This window comes from Verrucomicrobiota bacterium (assembly GCA_016871495.1).
Lineage (GTDB): Bacteria > Verrucomicrobiota > Verrucomicrobiia > Limisphaerales > VHDF01 > VHDF01.
Genome location: VHDF01000103.1, coordinates 1 through 16,307, shown reverse-complemented (window position 1 = coordinate 16,307; position 16,307 = coordinate 1). Strand labels below are relative to the sequence as shown.

Below are 16,307 nucleotides of genomic sequence, written 5' to 3'. Positions count from 1 at the left end.
CCCAGCAGTTGAGCTTCGATGGAGGCCGGGAAGTCCTGGTCCAGCGTCATCGATTCCGGCGTCTGCCCGTGGAGCATGAGGCCGCTGTTGCGAACCGCCCAGCCCGGGCCGCCGGGCACTTGCGTGCCGATGAAGCGGTACTCCGCTCGAATTCGGTAATGCGAAAAGCCCTGTTTGTAGAAGAGATGGCCGAAGCGTTCGCGGTAAGTGTCGTAGGCGTCGTAACCGACCGTGAGATAACCGTCCACCACGCGAAAGGTGTTCCCGAAGTTGACGCCGGCCGCGTGGCCGCGAATCTTGGGCGTCCATCCATCGAGGTCGCGGCCGTTGAAGAGCTGGATCCAGGACTCCTTGGGAGCCGGTTGGGCGGCTTGCGCGTTGAGGGCAAGGGCGGCGCCTGCGGCGAAGGCTTGGTGGAGGAAGCGCCTGCGGGATTGGGTTGAGTTTGAGGGGTCCGCTCCGGGATATTGCATGGGAGAAGCCTGGCCGGAATCGCGTTTTCGAGCAAGAATCGGATTGTCTTGGCATCGTTTCCCGGATAAGACTTGTCTCAGAATTCACCATGTTTCCAGTCCGCCTATGCTAAAGGTTTCGGGCCAAGGTTCCATCACCACGTGCGACGGGGTGCGCCGCCGTGATTTCCTGCAAATCGGCACCCTGGGCGCCTTCGGTCTTTCGCTGCCGCTCCTCAATGCATTGCAAGCCCGGGCCGCGGGCACCAGTCCGGCGCATGACGATCGCTCCGCGATCATGATTTTCAATCTGGGCGCGCCCAGCCAGCTCGACACCTTCGATCTGAAGCCGGACGCGCCCCGCGAGATTCGGGGTCCGTTCAAGCCGATTCGCACGAAGTCCGACGCGTTCGAGATTTCGGAGATTTTTCCACGGCATGCCCAAGTGGCGGACAAGTTCTCGCTCGTGCGCAGCTGTTATCACACGGCGGCGGCGGTGCATGACACCGGCCATCAAATGATGCAGACGGGCCGTTTGTTCAGCGGCGGCATCAACACGCCGCACATTGGTTCCGCGCTGGAATTCCTGCGCGGGCGGCGCTCGGAACTGCCCGCGCACATCATCCTGCCCGAAACGATGGGCAGCACGGGGGGAGGTTTGCCGCATGGCCAGGATGCCGGGTTCCTGGGCAAAGCCCACGATCCGTTCATCCTGAATTCCGATCCATCCAAGAAGGAATTCAAAGTGCCGGATTTGGCGCCCCCGGCCGAAATTGGCGAGGCGCGCCTGGAACGCCGCCGAAAGTTGCGCGCCGTGGTGGACGACACGGTGAGGAAATTCGAAGCCAGCCCGCAGGCGCAGTTGATGGACGCGAACTTCGAGTCGGCTTACCGCCTCATGACCAGCGCGAAGGCGAGGGACGCTTTCGATCTGACGAAGGAGCCGGAGAAGGTGCGGGAGCGTTATGGCCTGACGCGATTTGGACAAAGCTGTTTGCTGGCTCGCCGGCTCGTCGAGGCGGGAGTGCGCTTCGTCACGATCAACACTTTCATCACGGTGTTCGACGAGATTACTTGGGACATCCACGGCTCGAAACCTTTCACCTCGATCGCGGGCATGCGCGACATCGTCGCCCCCATGTATGATCAGGGTTACAGCGCGTTGATCGAGGATCTGAGCCAGCGCGGATTGCTGGACCGGACGCTGGTTTGCAACTTGGCGGAATTCGGACGCACGCCCAAAATCAATCCGGCGGGCGGCCGCGATCACTGGCCGCAGTGCTGGACCGTGTATTTCGCGGGCGGTGGCGTGAAGGGAGGCCGCGTCGTGGGTCGCAGCGACGATATCGGCGCTTATCCTGTGGAGCGTCCGGTCAAGCCCAGTGAAATCATTGCCACGGTGGCTCACAGTCTGGGGCTGGAACTCGACGCGCATCTGCCGGGCCCGCAAGCGAGGCCTTTCCCGCTCGTCGATTTTGGCACGCAGCCGATTCGAGAGTTGTTCGCCTAGCCTGCTCTTTCCATGCTGTTGCCGCGAATTGCTTGGCTGGGTGCCTTGATGCTGGCGTTAGGCTCGAGCGCCTGGGCCGCCCGCGAATCGATCGCGGTTTATCCCCCCCGGGTTGATCTGAGCGGTCCGGGGGCCCGCCAACAGTTCGTGGTGGAACGAATGGTCGAAGGGCGCGCTGCGGGGCTTGTGACCAACGCGGTGGTCCGGGTGGAGGGCGGGGCGGTTCGTCTTGAGAATGACTTTCTCCATCCGGTGTCGAACGGACGGGCGACCTTGCGGGTTGAGGACGGGCGCGACACGGCGAGTGTGGAGATTTCCGTGACGGGCTTCGATCAGGAATCGGGCTGGAGCTTCCGCAATCATGTGCAGCCGGTGCTGGCGCGGGCGGGTTGCAGTTCCGGCGCCTGCCATGGCGCCGCCGCGGGGCAGAACAACTTCCGGCTTTCCTTGCGGGGCTACGATGACGAGGGAGATTTTCGGTCCATCACGAGGCACGCCAGCGGACGCCGCGTCGTGCCGTCCGATCCCGGGAGAAGTTTGTTGTTACTCAAGGCCACGGGCGCCGTTCCGCACAAGGGCGGGGTAAGATTCGCGCCGGATTCCATCGAGTACCGGGTGTTGTCGGGTTGGATCGCCCAAGGAGCCCCGGGCCCTTCCGCGAAAGATCCCCGCATCGAACGTATCGAGGTGATGCCGGACCGCGTCCGCTTGCGGGTGGGAGATCAGCAGCAGTTTCTCGTCATGGCTCATTTCAACGATGGGCGTGTGGAAGACGTGACTCATTGGGCGAAATTCACCGCGGCGAACGGTGCGGTCGCCCAGGTCGATGAACACGGGCGGGTCAGCATCGTGGGGTCTGGCGAATCCGCCATTACCGCCTGGTATCTGAGCCGGATTGCCCTGGCGTCGGTGGCGGCGCCTTACACCAACGCCGTACCCAAGGGTTCGCTGGCCAAGGCCTCACGGCGCAATTTTGTGGATGAACAGGTTCTGGCGCAGTTGGAGAGTTTGAACTTGCCGCCGTCGCCCCGGTGTTCGGACAGCGAGTTCATCCGGCGGGTCTATCTCGATACCTTAGGGGTGCTACCCTCCGCCGACGAAGCCCGGGAATTCCTGAAGGATCGCCGTGCCGACAAACGTGATCGCTTGATCGAGCGGATTTTCGACCGGCCCGAATTCGTGGATTACTGGACCTACAAGTGGTCCGACCTCTTGCTGGTGCAGAGCCGGAAGCTCAAGGGCGCCGCGATGTGGTCGTTTTATCGGTGGCTGCGGCATCACGTGGAGCGGAACACGCCTTGGGACAAGCTTGTCCGGGAATTGGTGACTTCGCGGGGCAGCACCCTCGACCACGGGGCGGCCAACTTCTTCGTGATGCACGAGGATCCGCGGTTGATGGCGGAGAACACGTCTCTGGCCTTTCTCGGCATGTCCATCAATTGCGCCCGCTGTCACAATCATCCGATGGAGAAATGGACGAACGACCAGTATTTTCAGTTTGCGAATTTGTTTGCCCGCGTCAGAGCCAAGGTGGGGACAGCGGACGGCGAGGCTGTCGTCTTCGAGGCCGCCGAAGGGGAGGTGATCCAGCCGCTCACCGGCAAGGCTTTGACGCCCGCGCCGCTGGACGGCGAGCCGATGGCGGACGCCCGCGCGCAGGATCGGCGCTCACACCTGGCCGATTGGTTGGTCGCCCCTGGGAATCCTTATTTTGCCAAGGCCATCGTGAATCGCGTGTGGGCCAATTTCTTTGGCGTGGGTTTGGTGATGAACGTGGACGACTTGCGTGCCACCAATCCGCCTTCCAATCCGGGGCTGATGGATGCCTTGGCCGGGCACCTCGCAAAGTCGAAATTCGATTTGAGAGCGTTGATCCGTTCCATTCTGCAATCCGAGACCTATCAACGATCCAGCCAGGCCATGGCCGCCAACGCCGGGGATTCGAAATACCACTCGCGCTACTACCCCAAGCGCATGATGGCGGAGGTGCTCCTGGATGCCGTTTCTCAAGTGACGGGGCAACCCACGGAGTTTTCCGGGTATCCCGCGGGTTGGAGAGCCCTGCAACTGCCCGACGCGAATGTGGATTCGTATTTCCTGAAAACGTTCGGCCGGCCCGAGCGGGAGCGGACCTGCGAGTGCGAGCGCACTTCGGAGTCCAATGTGGCCCAGGTGTTGCACTTGGCCAATGGGGGGACCTTGAACGCGAAGATTGCCTCGGAAAAGGGCCGCGTCCGCCAGTGGATTCGCGAAAAGAAAGCTCCTGGTGACATCGTGGAGGAGGCGTATCTCAGCGCGCTGAGCCGCCCGCCGGCCATGGAAGAACGGGACCGCCTCCTGAAGCTGATCGAGGAGGCGGGCGAAGACGGTCGGACGACGGCGGTGGAGGATCTGTTGTGGGCTCTGCTGAACAGCAAAGAATTCTTATTCAACCATTGAAATCGGCCTTCGGAATTTTGGGGTTGTGGTGTTTTCTCGCGGCCGCCGGTGGGGTGCGCTCCGCGGATGCGGTGGATTTCGCCGAACTCATGCCGATCCTCACGCAGCACTGCGCCGAATGTCATACCGGCAAGGATGCTGATGGATCCCTGGTCGTGGATTCGCGTGATGCCTTGTTGAAGGGAGGCGAGAGCGGTCCGGCCGTCCGACCGGGCCAAAGCGCGGAGAGCCTTTTGGTCCAGACATTGGAAGGCCGCGCCGAGAAGAAGGGGAAGAAGATCGTCATGCCTCCCGGGCGCAAGGAGAAGCTAAGCTCCGCCCAAATCGCGCTCTTCAAATCCTGGATTGATGGGGGTGCCAAGCCGCCCGCCAAAGCGGTTGTTGCGGAATTGAGCGTTCCCAAGGTGCCCGTGCGAAGCCAGCCCAAGCCCTCTGTTTTCAGCATGGCTTACGCCTCCGGCCCTCAACGGCTCGCGGTGGGGCGGCATGGGAAAGTCGAGCTTTGGGACGGGAAAGATCGGTCGATCCAAAGAACGCTGGAAGGCCACCGGGGCGACGTGACGTCGCTGGTGTTCAATGCCGATGGATCGCTGCTTTACGCCGCGTCTGGACGCCCGGGGCAATTCGGGGAAATCCGTGTGTGGAAGACTGCGGACGGACAGTTGCAACATCTTTACGAAGGTCATCGCGATGCGATCTACGCGCTGGCCTTGAATGCTGCCGGTTCCATTTTGGCGTCCGGAAGCTACGACCAGAGCATCGTCCTCTGGGATCCAGACCGGCGAGTGGCGAAGCATACGCTCGCCGTGCATAACGGCGCGATTTTCGATCTGGCTTTCCGCGCGGATGGCCGCCTCTTGGCCAGCGCGAGCCTCGATCGGACCGTCAAGCTTTGGGATGCGGAAGCGGGACTGAGGCGGGATACTCTTTCGCAATCGTCGCGGGAGGTTTATGCCGCGGTGTTTTCCAGGGATGGACAGCGGCTGTGGACGGCTGGAGCGGACAACCGAATCCGGGTTTATCAGATCAGCCCTTCCGCCGCGGAGACGACGAATCCCTTGCTGGAGGCTCGCTATGCGCATGAAGGCGCGGTGCTCAAACTGGCATTGTCGGAGGACGGAAACCGGCTGGCCAGCGGCGCGGACGATGGGACGGTGAAGATTTGGGAGACCTCGAGCCTGAAAGAAACCACCGCATTGGAACGGCAGCCGGATTGGCCATCCGCACTGGCCTTCTTGAAGAACAACATCCTGGCTGTGGGTCGTTTGGACGGTTCGATCGGCTATTACGAAGCGACCACGGGCAAGAGCGCGTCCCCGCCCGCCCAGCCTGAACTGACTCGGATCGAGTCGCGCGGACTTCACGCGGGAACGAGTGGGTCCGGAATCCTTGTGGGCAAGAACCTTGGCCAAGTCAGAGAACTGAAGTCGGCGTCACCCAAGGTCAAGGTGCGCCTGGAGGAGGGGGCAACCCGATCGGAAACCGAGTTGACTGTCGTTTGGACTGCGGAGGCGGACGCGCCCCTCGGACCGGTGGAGATTTGGGCGGTTTGGGAGGGCGGTGATTCAGGGCGGAAGCCGATTTACATCGATGACGTCCCTCAGCGTTTCGAAGGAACCAACGCGCTGTCGATGAAGGTGGATTCAAGTTTTTGGGGCAAGTTGGATCCGGCGGGAGATTTGGACGAAATCGAATTCGAGGCGCGGGCCGGGCAAGGCCTGGTGGTGGATTTGAGAAGCTCTTCCCTTGGCGGGAAAGGGTCGCCATCCATCGCGGTGATTGATCCGAAGGGACGCGTGGTTGCTGAAAGCCGCGGAGGTGACAGCGCGGAACCGATTCTTGAGTTCGAGCCTGCAACCTCCGGCCGCTACCGGCTTCGCCTCCGCGACCGGATGGCGGCAGGATCAACCGAGCACGATTATCGGGTTACGCTTTCCACTCGCGGGATGGTCACCGGTGTATTTCCATTAGCCGCGCATCGCCAAGGCGGGCAGGAGGTGCGCTTGGAGGGATATTTGGTGCGCAAGGCGCGCCCGGTGCGTTTGGAATCGACCGAAGCGAACGAGACGGAACTCAATCTGGATTCGAAATCATTCCGCCTCCGACAGCCGGTCAAGGTGCCTCGCACGGCTTTTACCGAGATCATCGAACGCGAATCGAACGACACTCCCACCACCGCGCAAATCTTGGCGCCGGGAGAAGCGGTGAGTGGTCGCATGGGTAGTGCCACAGATGCGGATTATTTTTCGTTCGCGGCGTCCGAGGGGCAGGATTTTGTCATCGAGACGACCGCCACAAGGTGGGGCACTCAAGCCGATACCCGGGTTGAAATTCTCTGGCCCGACGGACGACCCGTGCAACGAGTGCGATTGCAGGCCATGCGCAACACGGCCATCAATTTCCGCCCGATTGATTCCAACTCCGGTGGAGCGCGCCTCGACCATTACGAGGAAATGGAACTGAACCAGTTCCTGTATTTGCGAGGAGAGGTCGTGAAACTGTTCCGCATGCCGCAAGGTCCCGATTCCGAAATGGCTTTTTACAGTCGGAATGGCAAGCGCAAGGGCTACTTCGACACCTCCGCCATGGCCCATCCGATCGAGGAGGTGGGTTACATCGTCGAACCGCACCCGCCGGGCACCCCCCCCGCCGCCAACGGCCTTCCTTCCTTCACGTTGACCTACGCCAATGACGACGACGCGGATCGCAAGTTCGGCGCCGATGCGAAGCTCTTTTTTCGGGCTCCCCGGTCCGGCTCCTTTCTGGTGCGGGTGACGGAAAGCCGCGGGGGATTTGGAGATCGCTTCGCCTATCGACTGGAGGTGCGGGAGCCCAAGCCGGATTTTGCGCTCACCCTCAACGAGACGAAACTCCAAGTGGCCCGCGGAAGCGGCCAATCGTTTACTTATACCGCGGAGCGCCGGGATGGATTCGAGGGGGAAATTCAGATCGATTTGGAGGGGCAACCGGAGGGGGTTCGGATTTCCAGTCCGCTCCTGATCCAGGCCGGACACATGACGGCATCCGGGGTGGTCTTTGTGACCGAGAAGGCCAAAATCGAGAGTTCCGGTTTTTCACTCACGGCCCGGGCCAGCGCGTCTTTCGGCGGCGTCAGAATCGAGAAGAACGTGCCGTCTCTGATTCGCGTGGAAGTGAAAGAGGCTCCGAAACTTTTTGTGCGTCTGGAGGCGGTCGAAAAAAGCGCGGCTTCCGCTCAAGAATCCTTGGAACCGGAGGTGCTCGTGATTCGCCCCGGACAAATCATTCCCGCGATGCTGAGAGTTTCCCGCAGTGGCCACGACGACTTGATCACCTTCAATGTGGGGAACCTCCCACACGGTGTGATCGTGGACAACATTGGCTTGAACGGGGTGCTGATGCCCAGGGGTGAGCACGAGCGGGAAATCTTTCTCCATGCCGCTCGTTGGGTTGCTCCACAGGAGCGGCTGTGCTTTGCGGTCGAGAATCAGGCAGGACGGCAAACCTCACGCCCGGTATTGCTCCGCGTCGCCTCCACCAACTGAGCCTCGTGGCTCGCGGTGACTCGGGGAGTCGAGCGGGAGCGCGGCCGTGAGGGATCTCCATGGGCGCCGAGGGCGGAATGGTGAGTAACTTGAGCATCAAGTTAGTCGGGAGGCTGAACAAACCGCCGGGTTGGCTTCAGCGGCTTGATTCGGGTTTCGCGGTGGGATGCCTCTCGGAGTTCAGCATTTTTCCCCAGTGGCTGTCATAGGGATGCACCACCGTGACGCGTTCACGACCTCGATAAACGGGACGGCCTTCATTGGCCCAGGCGAAGAGGGAACCGTCGAGATTCCAGACCTGGCTGAATCCCCATCGCATCAGCTTTTCCGCAACGGCCGACGATCGGTAACCTACCGAACAATACACCACGATGGGCGTCTCGCGTGAGGGGGCGGCGTCGCGAATCGCTTCGGCGCTTTCCCAGTGCTTCGCGTGTTGAAGATGGCTCACCTTGAATTCCACCATGGCCCGCACATCCACGATCAAGGGAGGCCGACGAGCATCGTCCCCCAGCCACGCCGCCAGGTCGCGCGTGGATAATTGGCGGACTTCGGGAAATCGCTTGCGAATGGCTTTCTGAATCGCGGGAAGGTCTTCGGCACTCATCGGTGTCAGCCAAAACCAGCCCAGGCTGGCGAGTGCCGCCCAACGCGACCCCCTCGGGATCCAGGAAACGAACCTGCTCAAGGGGTGCCCCTCAAGTCGAAGCAGGCGAGTTCGCGCCCGTCGCGAACATACAACCGTCCCCCAGCGTAGGCGGGATGGCTCCAGGTGTTCCCGCACACTTGCAGTCTCGCCAACTCCCGGAATTGATCGGGATTGGCGTCCAATAACAACAACTGGCCATCCTCGGTCAGGACCAACAAACGGCGTCCAAGAGCGATGGTGGAAGAGTAATCCTTCTTGCCCCCAAGGCCGAATCCGGCTTGAGCCCATTTCAAGGCGCCCGCCGCCACGTCCACGCAAACGAAGTCTTTGTTGGCCCCTTGGGAGTAGAGGTGCTGCCCGACCAGGACGGGGGAGGCGATGTTGATTTTCTGGTCCTTCAATTGCCAGGCGATGGTCGCGTCCATTTTGCCGGAGCGGGGTGCGAGTTCGATGCACACGACTCCGATCGAGTAGGAGTTCACGAGAATCTTGTTCCCATAAACAACGGGGGTGGCGGCGTGCCGCTTGGCGGCCGTCTTCAAGGGAACCTGCCAGAGCGCCTCGCCCGTTTCGGCGTGCACTCCCGCCAAGCCCTCGGCGGTGAGATGGATGACCTGGCGAATGCCGCCGGGGGAAGCGAGAACGGGGGAGGAATAGGCGGCTTCATCCCGCAGGGCTTTCCACAGAACTTTGCCCGTCAACTTGTCGAAGCAGAAGAGGGTTCCCTGGCTCGTGCTGCCCACCGGCACAATGACGCGGGGGCCGTCGATCAAGCCCGAGCCGGTGTTGCCGCGCCGGCTGGCCGTGCCCTCCTGCGCTTTGCTGCCGAGGAATTTGACGCCGAAATCCTCAAAATTCACCCGCCAAATCGTTCTTCCCTGTTCCAAACTCAAACAGCGAAATTCGCCATTGCAGGATTGGGCATAAACGCGGTCGGCATCCACGAAGGGCGTGGAGCGCGGGCCGGCGCCCCATTCGTCCTGGTAGCTTGAGGAGAGCGCCGATTTCCAGAGAGAACGGCCGGAGTTTCGATCGAGGCAATGCACGAATTCCTGGCCTTCGGATTCGTCGAGATAAACCACGCGGTTTCCGAACACGATCGGCGATGAGTGCCCCGGACCGACCCGCACCTTCCATACGGCTTTGGCTTCCTTGGGCAAAGTCGAGGGTTCCCATCCGACGGATGTGGCGTGGCCATCCCGGCCGACCCCGCGCCACTGCGGCCAGTCCGCCAGCGCCGTCATCGCCACGAGTCCTGGGACGAGGAGGAAGGAGAACATGGAAACGGGAATAGGCTTGGCGCGGTTTATTGTTCCGGCACGTTGATCTTGTAGAAGCACTGCCAGTTTCCTGCCCATGAGCCCAAGCCTACAGTCTTGCCGTTCCGCCACTCGACGTGGCCGTCCTCGAACAAGAAATTGCCGCCGGTGGGCGCGCCGCGAGGACCTTCCCAATGGTTCCCGGATTTCCATCGCTTGCCGCCGTCATCCACAAACCAAACCAGCCTGGTATCATACATGTTCGTGGTGCGCGATCCGACGCCTTGCATACGATCGATCAGCACGGGAGCGCCGCTGTAGATTCCTCCCATTTTCTTCCGGTAGTGCCATTCCTGAAGCCCTTCGGATTGGTACGGCCAGCCGCCGGGAGCCCGGCCAGGGAGATAAAAATAGCCGGTGAGGATCGGACTTCTTTCGGCCCCGGTTTGACCTGCGCGCCAGGTATCCGCTTGCCGGTGCCACTGGTCGGTGGGGCAGAAAATGACGTGATTCTTCGCCTTCTTGTCCTTGCCGTCCTTTGGGCGTTCCGACCTGATGAGGTAATTCTCCCAGAACGCGATCATGTTGAGCCCCATCCAGCTCAGGTCAAATCCGTCCCGATTGTCGGGGAAGCTGTTGTTGAAGTCGGCTGCGTACATGGCCAGTGCGACGCCCCATTGCTTTTCATTGCTGGTACAAAGGGTTTTGTTCGCCTTGGACTTGGCGTTGGAAAGCGCGGGCAGGAGCATGCCGGCGAGAATGGCGATGATGGCAATCACCACCAAGAGTTCGATCAAGGTGAACGCGCGGGACGCGCGGGATGGAGGAGGCGTTTTCATGATAATCCGTGCGGGACGATCGGTTCGGGGTAGTGAAACGCGAGTGTTCCACTGAACGAGATGAAATCCAAGGCATTTTCTTCGTTTGCTGGCAGCGCGGAACATCCGCAAGAGCGCCTGGAGCGCGTCGTTCACGCCGCCTCATCATGAACAACCCAATCGCGTGAAAACTCAGTGGGTTCTGTGGAGCCAGAGCTCTCGGGTCTTTTCCGTGAAATCCACTCCATCCGGGGGCTTTCCCTGGAATGAGCATCCCTTACCCGCGGTCTTGGGGGCCGGGTGGCTCCCTTGACAGAGGACGGCTCACACCTATAGTTGGCCGCAGCAATGCCAACCGATGCAGCATCGGCGGAGCCCCGAGGCGGCTCCTCCGCCGAACATTTGGCCTCCCTCAAACAGTTCCACAGCGCCGGGCGCGGCTTTTGGCCGCAGATTGCCGACAAGGACTGGCAGGACTGGAAATGGCAATTGCGACATCGCATCACCACGCTGGAGCAATTGGAAAAGCTCATGCCCGCGCTCACTCCGGAGGAGAGGGCGGGAACGGTGCTCGCCAATTCCAAGCTGGCCATGGCGATCACCCCCTACTTTTTCAATCTCATCCATCAGGCTGACGAACTGTGTCCCATCCGGCGGCAGGTCATTCCCCGCCTTGAGGAAACCCAAACTGCGCCCTGGGAAATGACCGATCCCTGCGGGGAAGACGCGCACTCGCCCGTGCCTGGACTGGTGCATCGGTATCCGGATCGCGTTCTGTTTCTGGTGACGGACCGCTGCGCCGCCTATTGCCGTTACTGCACGCGATCCCGGCTGGTCAGCAACGCCAGCGGCTATGATTTTCATCCGGAGTTCGACCGGCAAATCGATTATATCGCGCGAACCCCCACGATCCGTGACGTGCTGTTGAGCGGAGGCGACCCGCTCCTCTTCACCGAGGAAAAGCTCGAGTATTTGCTCGGCAAATTGCGCGCCATCCCGCATGTCGAATTTCTGCGCATCGGGACGCGCATTCCCATCTTCCTGCCTCAACGCATTACGGCTGAATTGTGCGAACTGCTCAGGCAGTTCCACCCTTTGTTCATCAGCCTTCACTCCAACCATCCGCGGGAACTCACCACCGAAGTGCGCGAGGCCCTCGCCAGGCTGGCGGATGTCGGCATCCCTCTCGGCAATCAATCCGTGCTGCTCCGCCATGTGAATGACGATCCGGTGGTGATGAAAGCGCATGTGCAGAAACTGCTCATGTGCCGGGTGCGGCCGTATTACGTCTATCAATGCGACCTCATCGCGGGCTCGTCGCATCTGCGGTCCAGTGTCCGCCAAGGAATCGACATCATGAGGCAGCTCCGAGGGCACACGACGGGGTATGCCGTGCCGCAATACGTGATCGACGCGCCAGGCGGAGGTGGAAAAGTTCCCGTCAATCCCGACTACGTTCTCGAGCAAAGCACGGAGCGCGTGCGGTTGCAGAATTTCGAAGGGAAGGTGTTCGAGTATCCCGAAGACGCCGAGGGCGTGCCCTATGCCGGTGAAACCGGGCCTCACTCGACGGCGGAATCCTGGTCCTAACGGCCCGCCATGGCGCGCGAATCCCCAGCCGCGCGGAAAACCCGCGCGGCACTGATCTTCGAGGGCCTTCGTCGCGCTTATCCCGATGCCCACTGCGAACTGCTGTATTCGAATCCACTCGAATTGCTGGTCGCGACGATTCTCTCCGCTCAATGCACGGACAAACTGGTGAATCAGGTCACACCCGCGCTGTTTCAAAAATACCGAAGCGCCGCCGACTACGCCCGCGCTCCCCAAGAAGTTTTGGAAGGGGACATCAAGCGGATTGGGCTCTACCGCAGCAAAGCCAAAAACATTCGTTCCGCCTGCGCCACCCTCGTCGAGTTGCACGGGGGCGAAGTGCCAAACAAGATCGAATCGTTGATCGCCTTGGCGGGCGTGGGCCGCAAGACCGCGAATGTGGTATTGGGCAACGCCTTCGGCCTGAATGAAGGCGTGGTGGTGGACACTCACGTCGCCCGGTTGTCCGACAGGCTCGAGCTCAGCCGGGAGAAAGATCCGCTGAAAATCGAGAAGGACCTCATGACGCTGGCACCGCGCGAACACTGGACCCTCCTGAGCCATTGGCTCATTTGGCACGGACGCCGGCGGTGTCCCGCCCGCCATCCCCAATGCGAGCAGTGCGAAATCCTCGTGCATTGCCCTTTGGGCCGGAAATCCGCCCATGCCTGAAGTTTGGGCCTTTTGGAATTCTCCGCCGGAAGATCCCCCGCGCAACATGGCGTGGGATGCCTGGTTGTTATCCTCGGCGGCGGCGCGCGGCATCCCGGTGTTTCGCTCGTATCGATGGCGACAACCCGCGGCGACATTCGGCTATTTCCAGCGCTACGCGGAGATCGCCCGAATCACCGAGCTTCGTCCCTTGTTGCGCCGCCCCACCGGCGGAGGGCTGGTGAGGCACGACGGCGACTGGACCTACGCGCTGGCCATCCCGCCCGGCCACCCATGGCACGCCCTGACGGCCGTCGAAAGCTATCAACGAATCCATGGCTGGATTGCCGGCGCTTTTTCGTCGGTTGGATGGCCCGTGACCTTGGCGGATTGCTGCCGGAAGGAAGCCCCCGGCCAATGCTTCGCCGGACACGAAAAATTCGATGTGCTGCGCTTGGGGACAAAGCTGGCCGGCGCGGCGCAGCGGCGGAACAAATCCGGCTTGCTCATTCAAGGCTCGATTCGTCCGCCCGAGGGCTTGGCCCGGCAGGATTGGGAAGAGTCCATGCGGCGCCGGGCGGAGCAAGCGTGGTCCGTATCCTGGGCTCGGTTCGAGCCGAATGCCGAAGATGACGCGGGCGCAGAGCAACAAGTCGCGACACGGTACGGGTTGAGCGCGTATCACGAGATGCGTTGACTCCCCGGTCTCGGCAAAAGCCAGGGACGCCGGATTCGTTCCCGGCACCTGCCCTTTTTAAGGATGCTCTCCGGAACCCGTTTCGCTCAGAGGGTTGCCGGTTCGAGCGTGCCGCCGCATTTCCGCAGCTTCGTGGCTCCGTGAGATCCCTTTTCCTTCGGTCTGACCTCTCGAAGCGTGCCCTCGATCTTTCTTGCGAGCGGGATGGGCTCGATCCTTTCAAGATTGATTCTCTCTTCCAGGGTGGGCAAACCTCGACGCCATGCTCATTCACAGCGGGCCGGTCACCGCCTCGAGCTTCTACTCCGTTCAACGTCGGGCTCGCGGTTACGGGGTGGTGGCCATGAAGGCCTTCCAACCCGGCGAAATGATTCTCGAGGTTCAAGGCTTGATCCGCCCCCGCGCCACGCGATTCTCAATTCAGATCGGCCCTTCGGAACATCTCGAACCTTTGTCGCTGGAGCGGGAACCCGCTCCCGCGGATCCGGCGGGCTGGCGATTTCTGAATCATAGTTGCGAGCCCAATGCCTGGTTCAGCCATCCAAGGCTGGTTTGCTGCGAGCCCATCGAACGCGGCGACCCGATTACTTTCAATTACAACACGACCGAATTCGAGTTGTCCGAACCCTTCTCATGCTCCTGTGGTGCTCCGTCCTGCCTGGGTTGGATTCGCGGTTATCGTCATCTCGAAAAGAAGGAGCGTGACCGGCTGGGCCCATGGCTTTCTCCCCACCTGACCCATGCACTTTTTCGTGGACCTACCTCTTGAGCCGACCGCGTGAACCACGCGACGCCACCGCAGGTCTTGCCGGATTTTTTTTACCGGACGGCGGCCCGATTTCCGGACCTGCCCGCGGTGGACATTCCGCCGGGGGAGGGACGTGCCGGGCGCGTGGTCCTGAGTTATCGCGAACTGGGCCAGGCCGCTGAGGGTTGGGCCAAGCGCCTCAGTCCCTTGGCGAACGGCGAAACTGTATTCGCCCTGTTGTTGGCGAGGACCGATCCCGATCTTTACGCTGTTCAACTCGCGGTCCTTTCCCTCGGAGCGGCCTATACTTGCATCGATCCGGCTTTCCCGAGTCTGCAAGTCCGAGACATTTTGGTGGATGCCGGGGCGGCCGCACTGATCACCCATCCGGCTTCATGCTCCCAACCTCTTGAGGCCGTTCCGGCCCACACTCGGCTCCTCTGGACGGGAGGCGCCCTGCACCCATCGCACCCTCCGGATCGCCACGGATCTTCTCCGTCGAGATCAGGGGCGAGCGCAGCGAACGGAGCCCCGATTCCGGAAGAGATCACGGGCTGGCAGGACTTGAATGCCTCGCTTTCGGTGGCTCCGCCATCCCGAATCTCCATGCTCGGTTCGGGACGGTCGCGGGCCGGCCTTCCCCGTCCCAGCGACCTCGCCTATCTCATTTACACTTCCGGAACGACCGGCAAACCCAAAGGGGTGATGATCGAGCATGGCGGAATTGCCAACCTCGTGGCTTCGGATTTGGAGGCCTTTCAACTTGGCCCGCAGGATCGTGTCGGCCAAAGCTCGTCCTCGGCGTACGATTCTTCCGTTGAGGAGATCTGGCTGGCATGGGCTTCTGGAGCCACGCTCGTCGTCCTTGACGACGAGACGGTCCGGCTGGGGCCTGACCTCGTCGAGTGGCTCCATCGTGAACGGGTGACGGTGCTGTGTCCGCCGCCGACCATGCTTCGCGCCATGGCTTGCGCGGAGCCTGATCGGGCTTTGCCTGATCTGCGCTTGCTTTATGTCGGCGGCGAGATGCTTCCCCCGGATGTTGCTGCCCGCTGGTCGCGCGGCCGCCGCATGGTCAACGGCTACGGTCCGACCGAATGTTCGGTGACTTCGCTCCGGGCGGAGGTGACTCCGGGTGCGCCGGTCCTGATTGGACGACCCATTCCGGGTTTGCGCGCGGTGTTGTTGGACGACACGTTTCGAGAAGTTGCTCCGGGGCAGCCGGGCGAACTGTGTTTGGCAGGGATCGGATTGGCGCGCGGATATCGAGGCTTGCCCGAGCTCACGGCGGAGAAGTTTCCCACCCTCGCGGGTCTGGGTCGCATCTATCGCACCGGGGATTTGGCGAGAGTTGATTCGGAAGGCCGTTTCACCTGTTTAGGTCGTTTGGACGACCAGGTGAAGATCCGGGGCTACCGAATTGAATTGGAGGCCATCGAAGCGAAACTGGCGGAGTGCCCTGGCGTGATGGAGGCCGCCTGCACCGTTCGCCAGGACCGGTCGGGAGATTACCTGGAGGCGCATGTGATTCCGTCGGACGCGGCAAATCCTCCCGATTTCGAGGGGCTCAAAGCTGCGCTGGGCCGCGTGCTGCCCGCTTACATGATTCCAAGGCGTTTCGGGCTGGCCCATGTCTTGCCCCGTTCGATCGGCGGCAAGATGCTGCGCAAGTCCCTGCCCGTGTTGACGGGAACCGTCGATTCGGCCCGACGCGATCGGAGGGAGCCTCGCACTCCTCAGGAATGTCTGCTCGCGCGTGCCCTGGCGGAAGTTCTTCCCGCGAAGGACGGCGTTTCCGCATCGGATGATTTCTTCCTCGATTGGGGTGGAGATTCCATGACCGCGGCCCTTTTGGTCTCGAGGGTTCGTCACTGGGATGCTCGATCGACGCTCTCGGTCCGAGACGTTTACGAAGGCCGCACCCTGGAGCGGATCGGGCAGCGGATGGAGACGGGGCGGGCGGCGCCCAT

Annotated in this window: 11 protein-coding genes and 1 pseudogene; 8 read left to right on the top strand and 4 right to left on the bottom strand. The window is 61.6% G+C overall.

The window, feature by feature from the left end; genetic code table 11:
- Window positions 1-473: DUF1080 domain-containing protein (locus tag FJ404_17175; GenBank protein MBM3824590.1), on the bottom strand; the 473-nt coding region annotated here is incomplete at its 3' end.
- Window positions 474-579: 106 nt separating this feature from the next.
- Between FJ404_17175 and FJ404_17170 the strand changes: the two genes are divergently transcribed.
- From FJ404_17170 to FJ404_17160, 3 genes are all read left to right on the top strand, one after another.
- A complete protein-coding gene (locus FJ404_17170; protein ID MBM3824589.1) occupies window positions 580-1,962 on the top strand; it encodes a DUF1501 domain-containing protein in 1,383 nt (460 codons plus the stop codon).
- Between the two features lie 159 nt (window positions 1,963-2,121).
- Entirely contained in the window at window positions 2,122-4,401 is a 2,280-nt protein-coding gene (locus FJ404_17165; protein ID MBM3824588.1) for a DUF1553 domain-containing protein, read from the top strand.
- Window positions 4,398-7,925, top strand: a complete 3,528-nt coding sequence (locus FJ404_17160) for a hypothetical protein (GenBank protein ID MBM3824587.1) — start codon at window positions 4,398-4,400, stop codon at window positions 7,923-7,925. The genes FJ404_17165 and FJ404_17160 overlap by 4 nt, the downstream gene beginning before the upstream one ends.
- Before the next feature lie 136 nt (window positions 7,926-8,061).
- Here FJ404_17160 and FJ404_17155 read toward each other — a convergent pair whose 3' ends face one another.
- Genes FJ404_17155 through FJ404_17145 form a run of 3 tightly spaced genes read right to left on the bottom strand, consistent with a single transcriptional unit; the run spans window position 8,062 to window position 10,672 of the window.
- Window positions 8,062-8,862: a rhodanese-like domain-containing protein gene (locus FJ404_17155; GenBank protein ID MBM3824586.1), complete on the bottom strand. Its 801-nt coding sequence runs from the start codon at window positions 8,860-8,862 to the stop codon at window positions 8,062-8,064.
- Complete coding sequence (locus FJ404_17150) at window positions 8,610-10,046, bottom strand: hypothetical protein (GenBank protein MBM3824585.1); 1,437 nt, start codon at window positions 10,044-10,046, stop codon at window positions 8,610-8,612. The genes FJ404_17155 and FJ404_17150 overlap by 253 nt, the downstream gene beginning before the upstream one ends.
- Window positions 9,881-10,672 (bottom strand): type II secretion system protein, encoded by a 792-nt coding sequence (locus tag FJ404_17145; GenBank protein MBM3824584.1) that lies wholly within the window; start codon window positions 10,670-10,672, stop codon window positions 9,881-9,883. Before FJ404_17145 ends, FJ404_17150 begins: the two co-directional genes overlap by 166 nt.
- 327 nt (window positions 10,673-10,999) lie before the next feature.
- Here FJ404_17145 and FJ404_17140 point away from each other — a divergent pair, with 327 nt between their 5' ends.
- The 5 genes and pseudogenes from FJ404_17140 (at window position 11,000) to FJ404_17120 (ending at window position 16,307) form a co-directional block, all read left to right on the top strand.
- Window positions 11,000-12,241, top strand: a complete 1,242-nt coding sequence (locus tag FJ404_17140; GenBank protein MBM3824583.1) for a KamA family radical SAM protein — start codon at window positions 11,000-11,002, stop codon at window positions 12,239-12,241.
- A gap of 9 nt (window positions 12,242-12,250) precedes the next feature.
- Window positions 12,251-12,913 carry an endonuclease III gene (gene nth, locus FJ404_17135; protein MBM3824582.1) on the top strand — a complete coding sequence of 221 codons (663 nt, stop codon included), beginning with the start codon at window positions 12,251-12,253 and terminating at the stop codon, window positions 12,911-12,913.
- Complete coding sequence (locus tag FJ404_17130) at window positions 12,906-13,589, top strand: hypothetical protein (GenBank protein MBM3824581.1); 684 nt, start codon at window positions 12,906-12,908, stop codon at window positions 13,587-13,589. Before nth ends, FJ404_17130 begins: the two co-directional genes overlap by 8 nt.
- 262 nt (window positions 13,590-13,851) lie before the next feature.
- Window positions 13,852-14,358, top strand: a complete 507-nt coding sequence (locus FJ404_17125; GenBank protein ID MBM3824580.1) for an SET domain-containing protein — start codon at window positions 13,852-13,854, stop codon at window positions 14,356-14,358.
- Window positions 14,359-14,991: 633 nt separating this feature from the next.
- A pseudogene (locus FJ404_17120) lies at window positions 14,992-16,307 on the top strand (non-ribosomal peptide synthetase).

Bases quoted from the DNA above. Each gene is read 5' to 3' on its own strand.
- FJ404_17170 (MBM3824589.1), top strand. From the start codon at position 580: ATGCTAAAGGTTTCGGGCCAAGGTTCCATCACCACGTGCGACGGGGTG.
- FJ404_17165 (MBM3824588.1), top strand. From the start codon at position 2,122: ATGGTCGAAGGGCGCGCTGCGGGGCTTGTGACCAACGCGGTGGTCCGG.
- FJ404_17155 (MBM3824586.1), bottom strand. From the start codon at position 8,862: ATGGGCTCAAGCCGGATTCGGCCTTGGGGGCAAGAAGGATTACTCTTC.
- FJ404_17150 (MBM3824585.1), bottom strand. From the start codon at position 10,046: ATGGAAATCCGGGAACCATTGGGAAGGTCCTCGCGGCGCGCCCACCGG.
- FJ404_17145 (MBM3824584.1), bottom strand. From the start codon at position 10,672: ATGAAAACGCCTCCTCCATCCCGCGCGTCCCGCGCGTTCACCTTGATC.
- FJ404_17140 (MBM3824583.1), top strand. From the start codon at position 11,000: ATGCCAACCGATGCAGCATCGGCGGAGCCCCGAGGCGGCTCCTCCGCC.
- nth (MBM3824582.1), top strand. From the start codon at position 12,251: ATGGCGCGCGAATCCCCAGCCGCGCGGAAAACCCGCGCGGCACTGATC.
- FJ404_17130 (MBM3824581.1), top strand. From the start codon at position 12,906: ATGCCTGAAGTTTGGGCCTTTTGGAATTCTCCGCCGGAAGATCCCCCG.
- FJ404_17125 (MBM3824580.1), top strand. From the start codon at position 13,852: ATGCTCATTCACAGCGGGCCGGTCACCGCCTCGAGCTTCTACTCCGTT.